Origin of the sequence: Burkholderia pyrrocinia (genome assembly GCF_022809715.1) — a bacterium.
Taxonomy (GTDB): Bacteria; Pseudomonadota; Gammaproteobacteria; order Burkholderiales; family Burkholderiaceae; genus Burkholderia; species Burkholderia pyrrocinia_C.
On sequence record NZ_CP094460.1, the window covers coordinates 49,388 to 68,675 of the forward strand.

The 19,288-nt window shown below is 60.1% G+C and carries 12 protein-coding genes, 1 tRNA gene and 1 pseudogene; 12 read left to right on the plus strand and 2 right to left on the minus strand.

The features are described from left to right. The first annotated feature begins 88 nt into the window (after nucleotides 1–88). Nucleotides 89–1,451, plus strand: a pseudogene (locus tag MRS60_RS17105) (IS3 family transposase). Nucleotides 1,452–1,524: 73 nt separating this feature from the next. Here MRS60_RS17105 and tsaD read toward each other — a convergent pair. Continuing rightward, nucleotides 1,525–2,565 carry a tRNA (adenosine(37)-N6)-threonylcarbamoyltransferase complex transferase subunit TsaD gene (tsaD, locus tag MRS60_RS17110; protein WP_243566246.1) on the minus strand — a complete coding sequence of 347 codons (1,041 nt, stop codon included), beginning with the start codon at nucleotides 2,563–2,565 and terminating at the stop codon, nucleotides 1,525–1,527. A gap of 130 nt (nucleotides 2,566–2,695) precedes the next feature. Here tsaD and MRS60_RS17115 point away from each other — a divergent pair, with 130 nt between their 5' ends. The 6 genes from MRS60_RS17115 (at nucleotide 2,696) to MRS60_RS17140 (ending at nucleotide 9,735) form a co-directional block, all read left to right on the plus strand. Continuing rightward, nucleotides 2,696–3,916 carry an NAD(P)/FAD-dependent oxidoreductase gene (locus tag MRS60_RS17115; RefSeq protein WP_175748699.1) on the plus strand — a complete coding sequence of 407 codons (1,221 nt, stop codon included), beginning with the start codon at nucleotides 2,696–2,698 and terminating at the stop codon, nucleotides 3,914–3,916. 306 nt (nucleotides 3,917–4,222) lie between these two features. Beyond that, nucleotides 4,223–4,435, plus strand: coding sequence for a 30S ribosomal protein S21 (gene rpsU / locus MRS60_RS17120; protein ID WP_006479415.1), 213 nt, complete (start codon nucleotides 4,223–4,225; stop codon nucleotides 4,433–4,435). A gap of 194 nt (nucleotides 4,436–4,629) precedes the next feature. Next, entirely contained in the window at nucleotides 4,630–5,076 is a 447-nt protein-coding gene (locus MRS60_RS17125; protein ID WP_006479409.1) for a GatB/YqeY domain-containing protein, read from the plus strand. 70 nt (nucleotides 5,077–5,146) lie between these two features. Beyond that, nucleotides 5,147–7,024: a DNA primase gene (gene dnaG / locus MRS60_RS17130; protein ID WP_034180054.1), complete on the plus strand. Its 1,878-nt coding sequence runs from the start codon at nucleotides 5,147–5,149 to the stop codon at nucleotides 7,022–7,024. An 88-nt stretch (nucleotides 7,025–7,112) separates the two neighbouring features. After that, nucleotides 7,113–9,530 carry an RNA polymerase sigma factor RpoD gene (gene rpoD / locus MRS60_RS17135; RefSeq protein WP_081938390.1) on the plus strand — a complete coding sequence of 806 codons (2,418 nt, stop codon included), beginning with the start codon at nucleotides 7,113–7,115 and terminating at the stop codon, nucleotides 9,528–9,530. Nucleotides 9,531–9,659: 129 nt separating this feature from the next. Then, a tRNA-Ile gene (locus MRS60_RS17140) sits at nucleotides 9,660–9,735 on the plus strand. 415 nt (nucleotides 9,736–10,150) lie between these two features. Here MRS60_RS17140 and MRS60_RS17145 read toward each other — a convergent pair. Then, entirely contained in the window at nucleotides 10,151–10,450 is a 300-nt protein-coding gene (locus MRS60_RS17145) for a hypothetical protein (RefSeq protein ID WP_243566247.1), read from the minus strand. Between the two features lie 495 nt (nucleotides 10,451–10,945). Between MRS60_RS17145 and MRS60_RS17150 the strand changes: the two genes are divergently transcribed. From MRS60_RS17150 to MRS60_RS17170, 5 genes are all read left to right on the plus strand, one after another. Then, the gene (locus MRS60_RS17150) at nucleotides 10,946–13,348 is read left to right on the plus strand and encodes a TerB N-terminal domain-containing protein (RefSeq protein WP_243566248.1); all 2,403 of its coding nucleotides are present in this window, start codon (nucleotides 10,946–10,948) and stop codon (nucleotides 13,346–13,348) included. Then, the gene (locus tag MRS60_RS17155) at nucleotides 13,345–14,643 is read left to right on the plus strand and encodes an ATP-binding protein (RefSeq protein ID WP_243566249.1); all 1,299 of its coding nucleotides are present in this window, start codon (nucleotides 13,345–13,347) and stop codon (nucleotides 14,641–14,643) included. The genes MRS60_RS17150 and MRS60_RS17155 overlap by 4 nt, the downstream gene beginning before the upstream one ends. Then, nucleotides 14,615–16,858, plus strand: coding sequence for a DEAD/DEAH box helicase (locus MRS60_RS17160; protein ID WP_243566250.1), 2,244 nt, complete (start codon nucleotides 14,615–14,617; stop codon nucleotides 16,856–16,858). The genes MRS60_RS17155 and MRS60_RS17160 overlap by 29 nt, the downstream gene beginning before the upstream one ends. Nucleotides 16,859–16,953: 95 nt before the next feature. Beyond that, nucleotides 16,954–18,435 (plus strand): DUF3375 domain-containing protein, encoded by a 1,482-nt coding sequence (locus MRS60_RS17165; protein WP_243566251.1) that lies wholly within the window; start codon nucleotides 16,954–16,956, stop codon nucleotides 18,433–18,435. Continuing rightward, complete coding sequence (locus MRS60_RS17170) at nucleotides 18,422–19,285, plus strand: DUF4194 domain-containing protein (RefSeq protein ID WP_243566252.1); 864 nt, start codon at nucleotides 18,422–18,424, stop codon at nucleotides 19,283–19,285. The genes MRS60_RS17165 and MRS60_RS17170 overlap by 14 nt, the downstream gene beginning before the upstream one ends. Nucleotides 19,286–19,288: the final 3 nt, after the last annotated feature.

Below are 19,288 nucleotides of genomic sequence, written 5' to 3' on the forward strand. Positions count from 1 at the left end.
GTCGTTTTGCCGCGCCGATGAAAAAGGCCGCTCGTTTTGAATTGACCCCCAAGAGTTGGACATCACTCCAACCCTTGGGGGTTTTTTCATGACGAAGTATGACCCGTCGTTCAAGCAACAATTGGTCAAGGCATATCTGAGCGGCGAAGGCAGTTGCGAGTCGCTCGGCCGGAAGTACGGAGTTGGGTATTCAACACTGCGGCGTTGGGTGAGCGCTTTCCGGGTACATGGCAAAGCAGGGCTGCGCAAGAAGCACGAGACGTATAGCACTGACTTCAAGATGTCGGTGCTGCAACACATGTGGCGCCATGAGCTGTCATACCAGCGCACATGCGCGGTATTCGATTTGCGCGAAGCCAACTGCGTGAGTCGCTGGGAGCGCCAGTATCATGAGGGTGGTTTCGAAGCTCTCATGCCGCGCCGCAAAGGCCGGCCACCCAAGATGTCAAAGCCCAAACAGCCTGCCCAGCCTACTGCCGTGCCCGCAGACGAGCGCTCACGCGAAGACCTTCTTAAAGAGAATGAGTATCTGCGCGCGGAGGTGGCGTACCTAAAAAAGTTGGACGAACTGCTCCGAGCCAAGGAGCAAGCAAAGCCAAAGAAACCGCGCAAATCGTGAACGCCTTGCGTGAGCATCATTCGTTAAGCGTCTTGCTCAAGGTTTCAGGCCTGGCTCGTAGTACGTTCTATTACCAAGTGGCAGCGACCAAGGCGGGAGATCGTCACGCCGAGCTCAAGGCGAAGATCGCCGATGTCTTCGCCCAGCATAAGGGCGTTACGGCTATCGCCGGATCACGCTTGCATTGCGTCGAGCGGGCACTTGGGTCAACCGCAAGACGGTGCAGCGACTGATGTCAGTGCTGCGTCTGAAGTCGCTCGTTCGGCCCAAGAAATATCGGTCCTATCGGGGAGAGCGTGGGCGCATAGCGCCGAATCTACTCAACCGCCAATTCGAAGCCAGCAGGCCCAATGAGAAGTGGGTGACGGATGTGACCGAATTCAATGTCGGCGGCAAGAAGCTATATCTGTCGCCGGTTCTGGATTTGTACAACGGCGAGATCATTGCCTGGCAAATGAGCGAGCGCCCCGACTTCGCCATGATCAAAGCCATGCTGGACAAGGCACTCAAGCGACTGGCAGCTGATGAGACACCGATGCTGCATTCGGATCAAGGCTGGGCTTATCAAATGCGAGAATACTGCGAACAGCTTGCTGAGCGAGGCATGCCGCAGAGCATGTCACGCAAGGGCAACTGCCTGGATAATGCCGCGATGGAAAGCTTCTTCGGCACACTCAAATCCGAGTGCTTCCGGTTGACACACTTCGCAGACGTCCAGCAATTGCGTCGCGCCATTGCCGACTACATCCGCTATTACAATCACGACCGCATCAAGCTCAAGCTAAAAGGGCTGAGTCCCGTGCAGTACAGAACTCAGCCCTTGGCGGCCTAATTTACCCGTCCAACTTTACGGGGTCAGCTCAGTTTTGAGCGGCCTTTTGATTTTCTTGTATTGACGTCGCGGTTCAGCGTGCGAGCGACGCGAGATCCCAGCGCGGCTTCACCGTGAACGCGTAGTCGGCGTTCGCCTGCTCGGGCCAGCGGCCGAGCCGCAGCGCGCCCGCGAGCGCGATCATCGCGCCGTTGTCGGTGCAGAGCGCGAGATCGGGGTAGTGCACGTCGAAGCCGCGCTTGGCCGCGGCGGCCGACAGCGCCTCGCGCAACTGGCGGTTCGCGCCGACGCCGCCCGCGACCACGAGGCGCTTGAGCTTCGTCTTCTTCAGCGCGGCGAGCGACTTCGCGACGAGCACGTCGACGGCCGCGTCGACGAATCCGCGCGCGAGGTCGGCTTTCGCGCGTTCGAGCGCGTCGCCCGTCAGCTTCGCTGCCTCGAACTTCTTCATCTGCGTGAGCACGGCAGTCTTCAGGCCGCTGAAGCTGAAGTCGAGGTCGCCCGAATGCAGCATCGGACGCGGCAGCACGACCGCACCCGGCGTGCCCGTTTCGGCGAGCTTCGAGACTTCCGGGCCGCCCGGGTAGCCGAGGCCGATCAGTTTCGCCGTCTTGTCGAACGCTTCGCCGGCCGCGTCGTCGAGCGTTTCGCCGAGCGTCTCGTACACGCCGACGTCGGTCACGCGCATCAGTTGCGTGTGGCCGCCGGAAACCAGCAGCGCGACGAACGGGAACGGCGGCGGTTCGGCGACGAGCAGCGGCGACAGCAGGTGGCCTTCGAGGTGATGGATGCCGACGGTCGGTTTGTTCCATGCGAGTGCGAGCGCATTCGCGATGCTCGCGCCGACCAGCAGCGCGCCGGCGAGGCCGGGGCCTTGCGTGAACGCGATCGCGTCGATGTCGTCGCGGTGCGTGCCGCTTTGCGCCATCACTTCCTCGAGCAGCGGCAGTGCGCGGCGGATGTGGTCGCGCGACGCGAGCTCGGGCACGACGCCGCCGTATTCGCGGTGCATCGCGATCTGCGAATGGAGCGCGTGCGCGAGCAGGCCGCGCTGCGTGTCGTAGAGCGCGAGGCCGGTTTCGTCACAGGAGCTTTCGATGCCGAGAACGAGCATGGGTACGGGCAGGGCGCGCCATATCGGGCGCGCCGCGGGAAGGTCGACGTAACCAGAAAGTATAGCAGGCGAGGGCAGGCCGCCGCTGGCGGTGGCCCGGGCCCGATGCCGGGCAGGTACAATCCGCGCCATGGAAACTTATGACATCGCCGTGATCGGCGCGGGCGCTGCCGGGATGATGAGCGCCGCGGTCGCCGGGCAACTCGGCCGCCGCGTCGTGCTGATCGATCACGCACCGCGGCTCGCCGAGAAAATTCGCATCTCGGGCGGCGGCCGCTGCAACTTCACGAACCTGTACGCAGGCCCCGACAACTACCTGTCGGCGAATCCGCATTTCGCGCGTTCGGCGCTGGCGCGCTATACGCCGCGCGATTTCCTCGGGCTGCTCAAGCGCCATCATGTGACCTGGCACGAAAAGCACAAAGGTCAGCTCTTTTGCGACCACGGCAGCGACGCGGTCATCGACGTGCTGAAGCACGAATGCGACGCGGGCGGCATCGCGTGGCGCCGGCCCGTCGTCGTCGACGCGGTGCGCCACGCACCGGCCGACGGCTTCACGCTCGACACGCAGCAGGCCGGGCCGATCGGTGCGCGCGCACTGATCGTCGCGACGGGCGGCCTGTCGATCCCGAAGATCGGCGCGACCGACTTCGGCTACCGGCTCGCGAAGCAGTTCGGCCACAAGCTCATCGATACACGGCCCGCGCTCGTGCCGCTCACGTTCGCGCCGCACGACTGGGAGCCGTTCGCGGCGCTGTCCGGCGTGTCGCTCGAAGTGCGCGTGTCGACCGGCGACAAGAAGCGCGGCGGCGAATTCGTCGAGGATCTGCTGCTGACCCATCGCGGCCTGTCGGGACCCGGCATCCTGCAGATCTCGAGCTACTGGCAGCCCGGCGACCCGATTCGCGTCGACCTGCTGCCGCAGCGCGACACGGTGGCCGACCTGCTCGATGCGAAGCGCACGTCGAAGCGCCAGATCGGTTCGTTGCTGGCGGACTGGGTGCCGTCGCGCCTCGCGCACGCATGGCTCGACACGCACAGTGTCGCGGCCGACGCGCGGCTCGCGGACCTGCCCGACAAGACGCTGCGCCAGATCGGCGACGCGCTCGCCGGCTGGACGCTGACGCCGAACGGCACCGAAGGCTACAAGAAGGCCGAGGTGACGAAGGGCGGGATCGATACGCGGGAGCTGTCGTCGGCGACGATGATGAGCGCGCGCGTGCCGGGGCTGTTCTTCGTCGGCGAGGCCGTGGACGTGACGGGCTGGCTCGGCGGCTACAACTTCCAGTGGGCGTGGGCGTCCGGCACGGCGGCCGGGCAGGCCGCGGCGGAGTATGCGCGCGGCGCCTGACGGGCTAGGGCCTGTTCACGCTAATAACGGGCCCTTCTGGTGGCCAGCCCCACGAATGATTTTTCCAAACAGGGGAACGTGCGTTGCCGGCCGCATTGCGGCGTCGCGCGTCGCTTGTTTGGCTCGGCCAAACGGCGCTCCTTGCTTTCTTGCACTGCAGCCGGCAAGGCACGTTCGCAAGCCCGTTATTAGCGTGAACAGGCCCTACGCAAGCCCCGTTTTAGCGGGACCAGGCCCCGTGCCTTTGAACAATCGCTCTGCTATACTCGGTAGTCTTTCCCTGCAAACCTTTATTCGTGTCGGATCATGACGATCATTCGCGTTAAAGAGAACGAGCCGTTCGAAGTTGCAATGCGTCGCTTCAAGCGCACGATCGAGAAGAACGGTCTGTTGACCGAACTTCGTGCGCGCGAGTTTTACGAGAAGCCGACCGCGGAGCGCAAGCGCAAGAAGGCTGCTGCGGTGAAGCGTCATTACAAGCGTATTCGCAGCCAGACGCTGCCGAAGAAGCTGTACTGAACGATTGGGCGCCGCGCGGTTCGCTGAGCGGCGCACCGGTGACTCCGTGCGATCGAGTGCGATCGCGCAGCCGATCAGGCGGCGAGTCGCCGATGCCGGATTCGAGCAACCCGCTTGAGACACTGTCCCAAGCGGGTTTTTGTGTTGACGCCCGTTAGCGGGCGTCGGATTCACGTTTCCATCCCGGGTGAAAGATGAGTTTGAAAGAGCAGATCAGCGAAGACATGAAGGCCGCGATGCGCGCGAAGGAAAGCGAGCGCCTGGCGACGATTCGCCTGCTGATGGCCGCGATCAAGCAGCGCGAGGTCGATGATCGGGTCACGCTCGACGACGCGGGCATCACGGCCGTGATCGACAAGATGATCAAGCAGCGCAAGGATTCGATCAGCCAGTTCCAGGCTGCCGGCCGTGACGACCTCGTCGCGAAGGAGCAGGCCGAATTGACCGTGCTGGGCGGCTACATGCCCGCGCAACTGTCGGATGCCGAAGTGGCGGCCGAAGTCCAGGCGGCGGTCGCGCAAACCGGCGCAGCCGGCCCGCAGGACATGGGCAAGGTAATGGGCGTGCTGAAGGGCAAGCTCGCCGGCCGTGCCGACATGACGGCCGTTTCCGCGCAGGTCAAGGCCGCGCTCACGAAGTAAAACCCGTTCCCGGCGCGCGCGGCGTTGCGTGTGCCGGGCGTCGTATTGCCTTTTTTCGCTCGATCCCACGGTGATTCCGCATTCGTTCCTGCAGGACTTGCTGAACCGCGTCGATATCGTCGACGTGGTGGGTCGGTACGTGCAGCTCAAGAAGGGCGGCGCCAACTTCATGGGGCTGTGCCCGTTCCATAACGAGAAGAGCCCGTCGTTTACCGTCAGCCCGACCAAGCAGTTCTATCACTGCTTCGGCTGCGGCGCGCACGGCACGGCGATCGGCTTCCTGATGGAGCATGCGGGGCTCACGTTCCCGGAAGCCGTGCAGGAGCTCGCGCAGTCGGTCGGGCTGACCGTGCCGCACGAGCCGTCGATGCGCGGCGGTGGTGGAGGCCCGGGCGGTGGCGGCGATTATCCGGCGCCGGTGTCGAAATCCGTCGCGACCGCGCTGTCCGATGCGATGACTGCCGCGTGCGATTACTACCGCAAGCAGTTGCGCGGCGCGACCGTCGCGATCCAGTACCTGAAGAACCGGGGCCTGACCGGCGAGATCGCCGCGCGCTTCGGGCTCGGTTATGCGCCGGACGGCTGGCAGAACCTCGAAACCGCGTTCCCCGACTATCGCGACGAGTCGCTCGTCGAGTCGGGGCTCGTGATCGTCAGCGAGAAAACCGATGCGCAGGGTGTCGCGCGCCGCTACGACCGGTTCCGTGAGCGGATCATGTTCCCGATCCGCAACGTGAAGGGGCAGGTGATCGGCTTCGGCGGCCGCGTGCTCGGCAGCGGCGAGCCGAAATACCTGAACTCGCCCGAAACGCCGCTGTTCAACAAGGGCAGCGAGCTGTACGGGCTGTTCGAGGCGCGGCTGGCGATTCGCGAGCGCAAGTACGTGCTGGTCGTCGAAGGCTACATGGACGTCGTCGCGCTCGCGCAGCTCGGTTTCCCGAACGCGGTCGCGACGCTCGGCACCGCGTGCACGCCGATTCACGTGCAGAAGCTGCTGCGCCAGACCGACACGGTCATTTTCAGTTTCGACGGCGACTCGGCCGGGCGGCGTGCGGCCCGGCGCGCGCTCGAGGCGTGCCTGCCGCACGCGGCGGACAACCGCACGATCCGGTTCCTTTTTCTGCCGGCCGAGCACGATCCGGACAGCTATGTGCGCGAGTTCGGCGCGGATGCGTTCTCCGAGCAGGTCGAACGCGCGATGCCGCTGTCGCAATTTCTGTTGAACGAAGCAATTGCCGGCAAGGCGCTCGATCAGCCGGAAGGCCGCGCGAAGGCGCTGTTCGACGCGAAGCCGCTGCTGCAGGCGCTGCCTGCGAACGCGTTGCGCGCGCAGATCATGCACATGTTCGCGGACCGCCTCGATATCCCGTTCGAAGAGGTCGCGGGGTTGTCCGACGTCGACACGCGGATCGCGGCGCCGCCGCGCCAGGCGCCCGCGCGCAGCGAGCGGCGCCGAGTGACGGACAGCGAAAAGCGTGCGTTGCGCACGCTGGTGATGCATCCGCGTATCGCGTCGCAGCTCGACGACGAACAGATTGCGACCCTGCGCGCGTTGCCGCGCATCGGCGAGCTGTTCGCCGAAGTCGTCGACCATGCGCGCGCGCTGGGCGACGGCGCGGAGTTCCGGCTGCTGTCGGATGTCCTGAGGACGTCCTCGAACGGGGCGACTTACGAGGAAATCTTCCGCGAAATTCTGGACTATGATGAAAACGTCCGCGATTTGCTGTTACAGAATCCGGAAGACGAGACGGTGCCCGAGCGGCAGCGTGAACAGGAGCGGATCGCGGGGGAGGAGCTGCAGGCGGCGGTGCTCAAGATGCGCTATGACGCCTGCTGCGACCGGCTCGATCGGCTGGCGCGGCAATCCACCTTCACACCCGAGGAATTGGCCGAATTGACGGAATTGAACCAGCAGCGAACCGACATGAAGCGTCGGCTCGGGCTGTAGGCGGCCGGGGCGCTTAGAGAGGGCTCCCCAGCGTGCTATAATATAAGGTTTCCAGCGGTTTGTTTTCCAAGTAGAGGCGAAAATCGCGATGGCAAAGACGACAGGCGGAAAGAAAGCAACAGGCAAGGGCTCGACGGAGCCGACCAAGAAGGTCACAGCGGCCAAGTCTGCTTCTTCCACCAGGACAACGTCTTCAGCATCGTCAGCCCCTGCGGGAAAGAAAACCGCGGCCGGCACTGCTCAGGCTGCGCCGGCGCCGGCAGCCAGAACACGGGCTGCCGCCAGACCCGACTCCGGGCCGGCCAAGCCGGCGGCGAAGCGGGCAAGTGCGAAAAGCGCAAGGGACACGACTGCCGCCGCGGACGAAACGGCAGTACGTACTACTCATGCACCCACGGTTCAACCGGCTGTCGTCCAGCAGCCGCGAGTCGATATAGCCGGTACGGCGAACTCCATGACCAAAAAGCTGAACGAAGTATCCGTCGACGACGACGCAAATCAGAGCGACGAGCAGCCCGCAGCCGCGGCTGCACCGGGCAAATCCAAGGTGCGCGATCGTCGCGCCAAGGAAAAGGCGCTGCTGAAGGAAGCGTTCGCGACGAGCACGCCGGGCACGGCCGAGGAGCTCGAAGAGCGCCGCGTGAAGCTGCGCGCGCTGATCAAGCTCGGCAAGGAGCGCGGCTTCCTTACGTACGCCGAAATCAACGATCACCTGCCGGACAACTTCACCGAGACCGAAGCCCTTGAAGGCATCATCGGCACGTTCAACGACATGGGCGTGGCGGTCTACGAGCAGGCGCCGGACGCGGAAACGCTGCTCCTGAACGACAACGCGCCGGCCGCGTCGTCGGACGACGAAGTCGAAGAGGAAGCGGAAGTCGCGCTGTCCACCGTCGATTCGGAATTCGGCCGCACGACCGATCCGGTCCGGATGTACATGCGCGAAATGGGCACGGTCGAGCTGCTCACGCGCGAAGGCGAAATCGAGATCGCGAAGCGGATCGAGGACGGCCTGCGCCACATGGTGATGGCGATTTCCGCGTGCCCGACGACGATCGCCGACATCCTCGCGATGGCCGAGCGCGTCGCGAACGAAGAGATCCGCGTCGACGAACTCGTCGACGGCCTGCTCGATCCGAATGCTTCGGACTCCGCCGATACGGACGGCTTCTCCGCGAAGGAAGCGGAAGCCATCGAGAACGAGGACGAGGAAGCCGAGGAGGAAGAGGAAGAAGAGGAAGAGGAGGAGGATGACGGTGCCGCACAGGCATCGGCCAACGCCGCCCAGCTCGAAGCCCTCAAGCGTGCCTCGCTCGAGAAGTTCTCGCAGATCAGCGAGTGGTTCGACAAGATGCGCCGCGCGTTCGAAAAGGAAGGCTACAAGTCGAAGGCCTACCTGAAGGCGCAGGAAACGATCCAGACCGAACTGATGACGATCCGCTTCACCGCGCGTACCGTCGAACGCCTGTGCGACACGCTGCGTGCGCAGGTGGACGAAGTGCGTCAGGTCGAGCGCCAGATCCTGCACATCGTCGTCGACAAGTGCGGCATGCCGCGCTCGGAATTCATCGCGCGCTTCCCGGGCAGCGAGACGGATCTCGACTGGGCCGAGAAGATTACGGCCGAGGGCCATTCGTACAGCGCGGTGCTGTCGCGTAACGTTCCGGCGATCCGCGAACAGCAGCAGCGCCTGCTCGACCTGCAGGCGCGCGTCGTGCTGCCGCTGAAGGACCTGAAGGAAACCAACCGCCAGATGGCGGCCGGCGAACTGAAGGCACGCCAGGCGAAGCGCGAAATGACCGAGGCCAACCTGCGTCTCGTGATCTCGATCGCGAAGAAGTACACGAACCGCGGCCTGCAGTTCCTCGACCTGATCCAGGAAGGCAACATCGGCCTGATGAAGGCGGTGGACAAGTTCGAATACCGTCGCGGCTACAAGTTCTCGACCTATGCGACGTGGTGGATTCGTCAGGCCATCACGCGTTCGATCGCGGACCAGGCGCGCACGATCCGTATTCCGGTTCACATGATCGAGACGATCAACAAGATGAACCGCATCTCGCGGCAGATCCTGCAGGAAACCGGTCTCGAGCCGGATCCGGCAACGCTTGCCGAGAAGATGGAAATGCCGGAAGACAAGATCCGCAAGATCATGAAGATCGCGAAGGAGCCGATCTCGATGGAAACGCCGATCGGTGACGACGACGATTCCCATCTCGGCGACTTCATCGAGGACACCAACACGGTCGCGCCGGCGGATGCCGCGCTGCATGCAAGCATGCGCGACGTCGTGAAGGATGTGCTCGATTCGCTGACGCCGCGCGAGGCGAAGGTGCTGCGGATGCGCTTCGGCATCGAGATGAGCACGGACCACACGCTCGAGGAAGTCGGCAAGCAATTCGACGTCACGCGCGAGCGGATCCGTCAGATCGAGGCCAAGGCGCTGCGCAAGCTGCGTCACCCGAGCCGTTCCGACAAGCTGAAGTCGTTCCTCGAAGGGAACTGATTTCCAGCGTTTCTCCTGCGAACGCCGCCGGCATCTGCGTGATGCCGGTGGCGTTTGTCTCCTTTGTTGTTACAATGCCGGCCCGGCTTCTTTGCCGGGGCTGCGTGTAGCACGCGTCAAATCTCATCAGGGCTTGTAGCTCAGCGGTTAGAGCAGTCGACTCATAATCGATTGGTCGCGGGTTCGAACCCCGCCGGGCCCACCAGATTCGCTTCCAGGGTGTTCCATGGAATGCTGTGCCGTTAAGCATAAGTTGTCCACCTGGACTCGTTATGCCTTATTTCCCGATTGGCCACGTTTTGCTTTATCGGGAATCGGCTGTATGTTCGAAAGTTTGTTTCGCGGTGCAACCGACCGGGATTGGACGCAAAAAAGCCGGCCCAGTGGGCCGGCTTTTTCGTTTCTGAGTCTGAGGTCACCTAGTTTAGTCCGAGCGCCTTCTGAGGCCCTTGGCGTACGTCTATGGCACCGTGGATGCCCGTCATGACCTCATTGAGTATGCGCGCGAAACGCCTGCGCTTGAGAGAGGTCACTCTGCGCCCGGCATGCGCTCGGAGGCGCGAGGGTGGCAAGTCAATCTTCATCGTCGCTTGCATCCGTGTCCTCTGATATGCACCCGTTCATGATGTCGTCGCGATATCCGTGGCTATGGTAGCCCCGAGTCTCTCTACTGTGCGTACGGCAACTGCTTCCTCAAGGCAATGCAGAACGATGAGTGCATGCTCGCCGCAGGCATCGCCATCGCGCCTCGCGAACTCGAGTTTTGACTTCAATCCCTTTCTGGCGAATTGAGCGCATAGCCAATCGAACGCTGAGGTAGCATCTGACGGTCGCTCGTGAGCCGGCAGCGCCAGCATCATTTCGGCGTTGGCTTCATCCAATGCGTTGCAATGCAAAAATCCCTCGATGTCCTGTAGCAATACGTCCACACTCCTGTTGTCGCTTTCGACAGCTACGCGCCAATTTGGGACGCAGCGGGTCGTCGCATTCACGAAATATGTCAAGTCGAAGTCTTGCTAGAACCGTGGGCGTGGCTGATACACGTATTCCGCAGCAAGGAAAAACGGGGGCGAGGTCAGATTGCCTACGGTGAACCTGCAGTCGGTCATTCCGGCGTGAAGGTCTGCGGCTTTATTTGCATATTTGCTTTCTTCATGTGAATCATTCTCACTTGGGCGAGCACGGTGATTTCATAGTGGGGTAGCCGTCGCGTAGACGGAGCGTCGACTCCCCATGTGCCTTTCCCCGCTCTAGGGTGTGCAGAACTACTCACCACGGAAAGGGACTTCGAAGGGAAGGCGCCGCATGATTTCGAGCGCAATTTCCGAGGACGAATATTCCAACGTAATATAATCGTCCAAACGAACCGCTCGACCGGACGGGAGCTGAGTTCGAAGAAGCGAGAGACCAAAACTATGAGCCGCCAGGCAAAAGAATCGGGTGCTGGGGTAGTCACGCTCGCCGTGGCTCTATTGATTGCAATCGGTCTGGCCCCGAAAGGTGGGTGGACGATCTTCTTTGTGTTCGCCCTGCTTTGCGTAGCCTTTTCCGCCCTAACGAAAAAGAAGCCGCCGCCAACAATAACGAAATCCATGAGTCCAAGCTCGACGGAGCCGCAGCATACAACCTCAGTGGAGGCCGTGCCGAAATCTAGACCGGGGACCCGATCGGAGCAGGATGAAGAATTTTTGACAGTAACACTGTCGTCCGATTCAACCAAATCGTCCTATCGGATCGCGCCCCCGAACTTCGAGACGTCGCCGAAAGTCCGCTGGGTCAATCAAGGTGAGGCGGTGGATATCGCTGGGACGACTATTATCGGCGGCATGTTCTTTTTCGGCACACCACGACGGGGTGAGGCGTGCCAGGGCCTCGATGCGTGCGCCGTTGTTCCGAATTCGAACGTGGCAGCGAAAGGGAGCGAAAGCTCAGTTGGTTCCGAAGACTACTGGCTGAGCTACAACTCGTTTTCTGCAGCACATCGACGAACATATATTCAGTGGCTGGCATCCGACCGGTCAGATCCGCAGTTGCATCGAAGCTTCGTACAGTTCTACCTCTACGGGCTCGAACGTCGTGTTCTCGTGGACGGAATGCAGGGGCACGTCGAAAAGGAGGAGTTCGACGCTATCGCGACTGAGTTGCAGCGTCTGAAAACTGTATATTCGAACACGCTTTCCACGAGCGCTATCGACAATCTGCTTGAGTTCATCTCGGTACATTCGGTGCATCCTCGGCGGCAATATGAGCAGAAGCCAGGCCCGATCAGCAACACATTCGAAGTGCCACTTAGCATACGCGTAGCTTTCGGCCAAGCATCGATGGACAAGGTACCCGTTCCCATCGAATGGGCGCTCGCGTGGGTGTTGGGTGACGGTGCGGTCAATAAGCGTACGCCGGTGACCCGTTGTGCCCGTGAATTTCGTCAGTTGTTCGAGCGGAAGTATGCCGAAAAGTATCGCGACGGGATGAGACTTCCCATAAACAAAACGAAGCTTCGTGCACCTGGGTACACGTCGTTCTACGCGCTCCGCGAAATTGTGTATCCGGACTACATTACCTCGTTGCCCGATCTTACAGCCGTGACCGGCCCGAGAAACAAGCTACAGGAGCTGGTGTACGAGTGCACCGATGCCCTGGACGCTTACAGCAGATTTTTGGGACGGAATCCTGATGCCGGAGGCGCGTTGGAAAGCGCGCTTTTGCTCCCGGTTGAGCTTTGGCAGGATAGCGCGCGGCGCGAACTCGATACGCTCGTCACGACAGTCGCTAGTGGTATCGTCGTGACAACTTTCGGAAGCCTGTTTGAGCGATTCAAGGCAACAGGAAATCTCACGCGAGACAAACTATCTGTCCTTGCCCGTGTGCTTGGAGAAGCTGGTGTTGCAATGGAGCCGGACGTGAGAATTTCGGGGCGCACCCCGAAGAAGACGGATTCTGTCGCGCTGTACGCGACGCCACCCAGCAATTCAACAAATCTAGCGGATGAGACATATCTCACGCTGGCACTGATGGTGGACATGGCTGCCTCGATCGCGATGGCTGATGGAGCGGCAACAGAACCTGAAATTGCGCTCATCTATCGACAGATTGATTCGTGGTCGCAGATGGCACCACGTCAGCAGGATCGGCTCAAGGCACGTGTGCAGGTGCAGATCGCACAACCATCGACCTTGGCAAGCCTCAAAAAGCGGCTAGAACCATTGTCGGTGGATGAGAAGCATTCCCTTGCAGTGCTGCTGGTCCAGACGGCAAACTCGGACGGTGTCGTGTCACCGGCAGAGGTCAAGCTGCTTGAAAAGGTTTACCAGGCGCTCGGACTTGACCCGCAGCAGTTATATGGGGATCTCCACGGTAATGCCGTTGTTGGTTCTCCGATCTCGCCGCAAGCGCATACCAACGCATCCCCGTTGAAGCTTGTGCCGTCGCAGCCGGGCTTCGCACTTGATCCGGCTCGAATCGAAGCGCTTCAAAAGGAAACCGCAAGGGTTTCCGCAATGTTGGCCGACGTGTTTGCCGACGAGGAGTCAGGCATCCAGCCAGTTTCAGAGCCAGCTGCCACCCTGGCAACGAAGCCAGAATCCTTTAGCTTGCTCGGGATGGATGATGCTCACTCAGCGCTCCTCCGGCTGCTGCTGACGAGGCCGAAATGGACGCGCGCGGAGTTGGTCGATGCTGCTTCTGACCTTGACATGATGCTAGATGGCGCCATTGAACAGGTCAATGAGGCTGCGCTTGATCACTGGGACGAACCGCTCATTGACGGGGAGGACCCAATCGAAATCAATCAGGAACTTGCACAACGGTTAGCAGCATGACAACAATTCGTCCCAAGGACCGCGATGCGGTTCTTCAGTCACTCCGCGCGGGCGTTGTTCCGCGAATCGGACAACATCTTATCCAGGTGGGGCGCCACAAAGAACTCGACGCGCTGATCCAGGATATTGCGCGAGTCGCCGACGGTGGGTCGAGTTTCCGCGTGGTGATCGGTGAGTACGGCGCGGGCAAGACGTTTTTCCTGAATCTCGTGCGAGCTATTGCCCTGGAGAAGAAACTTGTCACGGTCCACGCCGACCTGAATCCCGACCGCCGCTTACACGCGTCGGGCGGACAGGCGCGCTCGTTGTACGCTGAACTGGCGAAGAATATCTCGACACGTACGAAAGCTGATGGCGGTGCCATGGCGGCCATCGTCGAGAAATTCATCGGCCAGGCCAAAACTGAAGCGAAGGCTGCGGGTCGAGCGAGCGAAGAGGTTATTCGGGCCCAACTCAACCAGTTGACCGAGATGGTCAACGGATATGATTTCGCCGACGTCATCGCCGCATATTGCCGTGGGTTTGAAGAGGGCAATGAGCAGCTCAAGGGTGATGCCGTTCGTTGGTTGAGGGGTGAGTTCACTACGAAGACGGATGCACGCGCGGCGCTGGGTGTACGCACTATCATTGATGATGCGTCGATCTATGACCAGCTTAAGCTAATGGCACGTTTCGTAAGACTTGCAGGGTACAGCGGACTACTGGTGTGCCTCGATGAATTGGTCAATCTTTACAAGCTCGCGAACGTCCAGGCTCGTAACGCGAACTACGAACAAATCCTGCGGATCCTGAACGACTCTCTTCAGGGTTCTGCTGAAGGGCTCGGATTCGTCCTCGGCGGAACGCCTGAATTTTTATTAGACACGAAACGCGGGCTTTACAGCTATACGGCACTCCAGTCGCGACTCGCCGAAAACACGTTCGCAACGAGTGGGTTCGTTGATTACACGGGTCCGGTCATCCGGCTTGCCAGCCTTACGCCGGAAGATTTTTATGTTCTGCTGGACAAGATTCGTCTCGTGCATGCCTTCGGCGACGAGGCGAAGGCGCAACTGCCGGCGGAAGCAATTCCCGCTTTCATGGCTCATTGCGCGATGCGCCTTGGCGACCAATACTTTCGCACGCCACGAACTACGATTACCGCATTTATCAATCTCTTGGCCGTACTCGAACAGAACCAGACTGCTGAATGGCAGCAACTGATCGGAGCGCTCGAAGTAGAGAAAGACACTGGGGGTATGAGTGACGTAGCGACCGAGGGTGACGATGAATTCGCAAGCTTCCGCCTCGGCTGATTCGAGGAGCTTTGACCTTCTCGACGAAAGGATTCGCCGGTGGATCTGGAGAGAAGGGTGGACTGAGTTGCGCGACGCGCAGGAACGTGCGGTGCCTGCGCTAATCAATGCCGACCGAGACATCATCATTGCGGCTCAAACAGCGGCTGGGAAGACTGAAGCGGCATTTCTTCCGATCTTGTCAAACCTGCTCCGCGAGTCGCCGTGCAGTGGGTCAGTTCTTTACGTCAGTCCTCTCAAGGCTCTCATCAATGACCAGTGGTCTCGACTGGATAGCCTTTGCGAGGAACTGGAGATTTCTGTTGTCGGGTGGCACGGCGATGTTTCAAGCAGTAGAAAGCAGCGATTTTTCAAGAATCCGACGGGTGTTCTTCTGATAACACCTGAGTCCCTAGAAGCGATGTTCGTCAACCGCGGGTCGTCCATGGCGGCGACATTCGCTTCTCTGCGCTACATCGTTGTCGATGAATTGCACGCTTTTATCGGCTCCGAGCGAGGAAAGCAGCTTCAGTCCTTGATGTACCGCGTCGAGCGAGCATGTGGTCATACTGTGCCACGTGTCGGACTATCGGCGACCCTAGGTGACATGCAGCTCGCTGCACGATTCTTGCGTCCGGGTGGCGAGTCGGCGATTGGTATCATCGAGTCAAAAAGTACCACTCAGGAGCTGAAGGTCTTGATCAAGGGTTTCGTGCACCGACCGCCACGAGTGGAGCGCGAACCTGATCTTGAAAGTCCGAATCTCGAGGACGCAGTCCCAGGAAGTACCGTTGATGTTGCGAATCAGCTATATGCGTCGCTGCGCGGTTCTAACAATCTCATATTTCCGAACAGCCGCAGACAGGTGGAAACGTACGCGGATCTTTTGCGTCGCGCGTGCGAGCGGGACGGGTATCCCAACGAATTCTGGCCTCACCACGGAAGCCTTTCGAAGGAACTGCGGGAGGATACCGAGAGAGTCCTGAAGGAGGGGGCAAGACCGGCTAGCGCCATTTGCACAACTACACTCGAGCTCGGAATCGATATCGGCTCGGTGAAGAGCATTGCGCAGATTGGAGCTCCTCCCTCGGTGGCGAGTCTGCGTCAGCGTCTCGGTCGATCCGGCCGGCGCAAAGGAGAACCGTCCATCCTGCGTGGCTACTGTATCGAATCCGATCTGGCGCCACAGTCCGATTTTTCGGACAGGATACGCGAAAGTCTGGTTCAGTCAGTCGCTATGGTGCATCTGCTGATGCGGAAATGGTTCGAGCCACCACGAATCGGCGGCCTCCATGCATCGTCTCTTGTACAACAAATTCTTTCAATCATCGCTGAACGCGGAGGATGCACTGCGGGATATCTATGGAGCAGTCTGATTGCGAGCGGTACGTTCGACGCGATCGACAAGTCGACATTCACGGAAATTCTGCTTCATCTTGGCAAGCTTGACCTCATTGTGCAGTCGTCAAATGGCCTGCTGCTGCACGGCGAGGCAGGCGAGAAGTTGGTCAACCACTATGAGTTCTATTCCGCGTTTGCGACTGACGAGGAGTTCCGACTGATTGCTAAAGGGCGCCAGCTCGGGAGCCTGCCAGTTGCCCATCCACTGACCATCGGACAGGGTTTGATTTTTGCTGGGCGGCGCTGGCGCGTCCAGGAAGTAGATCAGGAAAACAAGACCATCTATGTGTTGCCGGACCACGGCGGCGCCCCGCCGCAGTTTGACGGGAACGGTGCTATGGTTCACGACGAAGTTCGGCGTGAAATGCGACGTGTTCTTGCAAGTGACGCAGCGGAACCGACCCTGGACGCACGAGGTCGTGAACTGCTGCAAGAAGCGCGTCGCTTCTATGCCGATGCCTCGTTGGCCTCCGCCGTGTTCGTACAGGAAGGTGCAGCTGTGCACATCGCTACTTGGCGAGGTGACTGGATTAACGACACACTCGCCTTACTGCTCAAGGCGCACAAAATCGATGCCTTCAACGGTGGTGTTGTGGTCAGCGTTACCAACGCACACGTGGACCGCCTAGTCGACGTTTTTAGGGGGATCGGTGAATGGGATGCAACGACGGCCCTGGATTCGCTCGGGAAAATTGAAAATCTCGAGCAAGAGAAATGGGATTGGGCTCTACCTGAAAAAGTGAGACGACGTGCGTTCGCGTCGACACATCTCGATATCGGTGGAGCGCTGGCTTTTGCTAGAGAGCTCGGAAGTGCCGGTAGCAATGCCGAGTAAGCGATGGTGGGTTTCGGAAGTCACGTTTGAGTGAACAGGTGTAGCCAACCGTCAGAGAATCAACCCGCGAAGGCCGAGCTGAAGACGAGCGTGACATGAAAACCGCACTGGTGCTGCATGAACTCAAGGCAATTCGAGAGAAACCGATGTGGATGCTGCTCGGCTCCCATCAGGCGCCTTTGACCATAGCGCTATTGCAATCGCTGTTTTCCGAAAGCTCGACGCAGTTGGGTTCGGCGAGTCTAATGGAGAAGCTCTCGGTCGAACTGGACGGATTACGTGCCCGCGGAGAGGATATTGAAAAGACGCCGCAGATTCTGGTTGCCGAGTGGGTGCAGGCCAAATGGCTAGCTCGCAGTTTTCCGGAGGGGGCCAGCGAAGAGCTATATGAGCTCTCGGCAGACGTAGTGCCAGCGCTGCAACTGGTCAGAGGACAGCTTGAGCCGAGGCAGACGGCTACTGAAAGCGGCCTGGCGGTCGTTATCGATTCTGTGCTCCGCTTGGCTTCCGACACCGACCCAGATCCGGCATCTCGACTGACGACTCTCCATGAGGAGTCCAGGCGCATTACTGAGGAAATCCGGCATGTCATGAAGCATGGTGTGTCGCCTCTGGATCCCGCTCGTGCCAGCGAACGGGGGCGTCATATCGTTGCGATGACGGAGGCGATTGCAGTCGATTTCAGGCGGGTGCGTGAAGCATTTGAACGCCTCAATCGCGACTTGCGCCGACAACTGGTCGAGCACGATGGATCTCGCGGAGAGGTATTGGAGAAGGTATTCCTTGGGAGCGACGTCATTGCGGAAAGTGACGAGGGTAAGTCTTTTCTCGCATTTTGGCGGTTGTTGACTGACCCTTCGCAATCTGAAGGATTAAAAGCTGCGCTGGAAGCGCTGGAGTCTCGACCATTTATCCGTTCACTGGGCCTCGAGGAGCGCCGACGGCTTTTTCGTGTGACGGAGACATTGCTCGTCGAAGGCGGGATGGTTCAGGACGTTATGGCAACGCTGAGCCGTAGTCTGAAAACCTTTGTGCAAAGTCGGGAGTTCCAGGAGCAGCGCAAGATTCAGCGTTTGATCCGCTCTGCGATCGCGGAGTCACTGGCGCTGAAGGACCAACTGACCAATGGCCGAACTTTGGATTTCACCCTGACGTTGTCGACCAGCAGCTTGCGTTCGGTGGCGCAACTGGTACTCGCTGATCCACAGGAGCGCCCCGGAGAAACTTCAGTCGACGAGGCCGAGGCGCCGGAAATCGACCTTGAGGCCATGCGTGAGATGATCGACAACGCGGATATCGACATTCCGCTACTTAAGCAGAACGTCCGGTCCGCACTAGCCGAGCGCAATCAGGTGAGTGTTGGAGAATTGACCCGTATGTTCGAGGTCACCCAGGGGCTTGCGTCAATAGTTGGCTATATGTCCCTTGGTCAGAGATACGGTATCGTTCTCCAGAACAGCGAGCGTGAATTCCATCCATGGGAACGGGTGTCGTGGGCCGGACAAGATGGTGTCGTGCGCCACGCACGGATTGCACAGATACTATTTACGAGGGACTGCCTGAATGACCTCGATTAGCAAACGCCATAACCGTCAACCCGTCTTCCGGCGGATGGGCGGTGGGACCGAATTTCGGACGGGTATAGCGGACGCGATAGGCGATGCGCCCGAGGCGGGTGACCTGGACAGGCACGCAGAGTTGCCTGATGAAGCAGACGACGAATTCCATCGTCCAGTCGACGGCGGCCAGGAGAAGGCGCTCTTCGAAGGTGACTCGTCGACGCTACCGTATGACGTGCGCCGGGCGTACGCGTTGCTGCTTCGCGGTCCCTCAATCGACGAACGTCACAGCAGACTCTGGCCAGTCCTGATAGACCACGAGCCGCGATTGCGACAATTGCTGCATGCGGCCTTCCTCGATCTCGTCATTGACCGAGAGCAAAAAATCGCATTTGCACGCCCGGCCTATGCTCCGGAGCTCGACGTGCCGCAACTTCTGCGGGAAGTCCGGCTTACCTTCGTTGATTCCGCTCTGGTGCTTTTCTTGAGGATGGAGTTGACTCTGGCTGAAGCCGAAGGTCGCCGTGCAACGATTTCCCGGTCGGAAATGGTCGATCATCTGAAAGCGTACGAAGCCAGTGATATCGTTGACCGGGTGCGTTTTAGCAGGCAGGTCGAAGCAGCGATTGAAAAGGCCAAGAAGTACAACTTCCTTCGCCTGATTCGCAATAGCGGAGACCGCTTCGAGGTGTCGCCAGCGCTCAAGCTGGTGTTCTCACATGAACAGATAAGCGAACTGTCGCTAACCTATCGGCGTATCAGGGAACAGGCAGACGGGAGACCAGCAGTAGAGGATGATGCAGGGAGCTTGCCGAGCGTCGATGAGCCGGACGAATTTGATGAAGACAGTGTGATGGACGGGGAGTGATCG

Bases quoted from the DNA above. Each gene is read 5' to 3' on its own strand.
- tsaD (WP_243566246.1), bottom strand. From the start codon at position 2,565: ATGCTCGTTCTCGGCATCGAAAGCTCCTGTGACGAAACCGGCCTCGCG.
- MRS60_RS17115 (WP_175748699.1), top strand. From the start codon at position 2,696: ATGGAAACTTATGACATCGCCGTGATCGGCGCGGGCGCTGCCGGGATG.
- rpsU (WP_006479415.1), top strand. From the start codon at position 4,223: ATGACGATCATTCGCGTTAAAGAGAACGAGCCGTTCGAAGTTGCAATG.
- MRS60_RS17125 (WP_006479409.1), top strand. From the start codon at position 4,630: ATGAGTTTGAAAGAGCAGATCAGCGAAGACATGAAGGCCGCGATGCGC.
- rpoD (WP_081938390.1), top strand. From the start codon at position 7,113: ATGGCAAAGACGACAGGCGGAAAGAAAGCAACAGGCAAGGGCTCGACG.
- MRS60_RS17150 (WP_243566248.1), top strand. From the start codon at position 10,946: ATGAGCCGCCAGGCAAAAGAATCGGGTGCTGGGGTAGTCACGCTCGCC.
- MRS60_RS17155 (WP_243566249.1), top strand. From the start codon at position 13,345: ATGACAACAATTCGTCCCAAGGACCGCGATGCGGTTCTTCAGTCACTC.
- MRS60_RS17160 (WP_243566250.1), top strand. From the start codon at position 14,615: ATGAATTCGCAAGCTTCCGCCTCGGCTGATTCGAGGAGCTTTGACCTT.
- MRS60_RS17165 (WP_243566251.1), top strand. From the start codon at position 16,954: ATGAAAACCGCACTGGTGCTGCATGAACTCAAGGCAATTCGAGAGAAA.
- MRS60_RS17170 (WP_243566252.1), top strand. From the start codon at position 18,422: ATGACCTCGATTAGCAAACGCCATAACCGTCAACCCGTCTTCCGGCGG.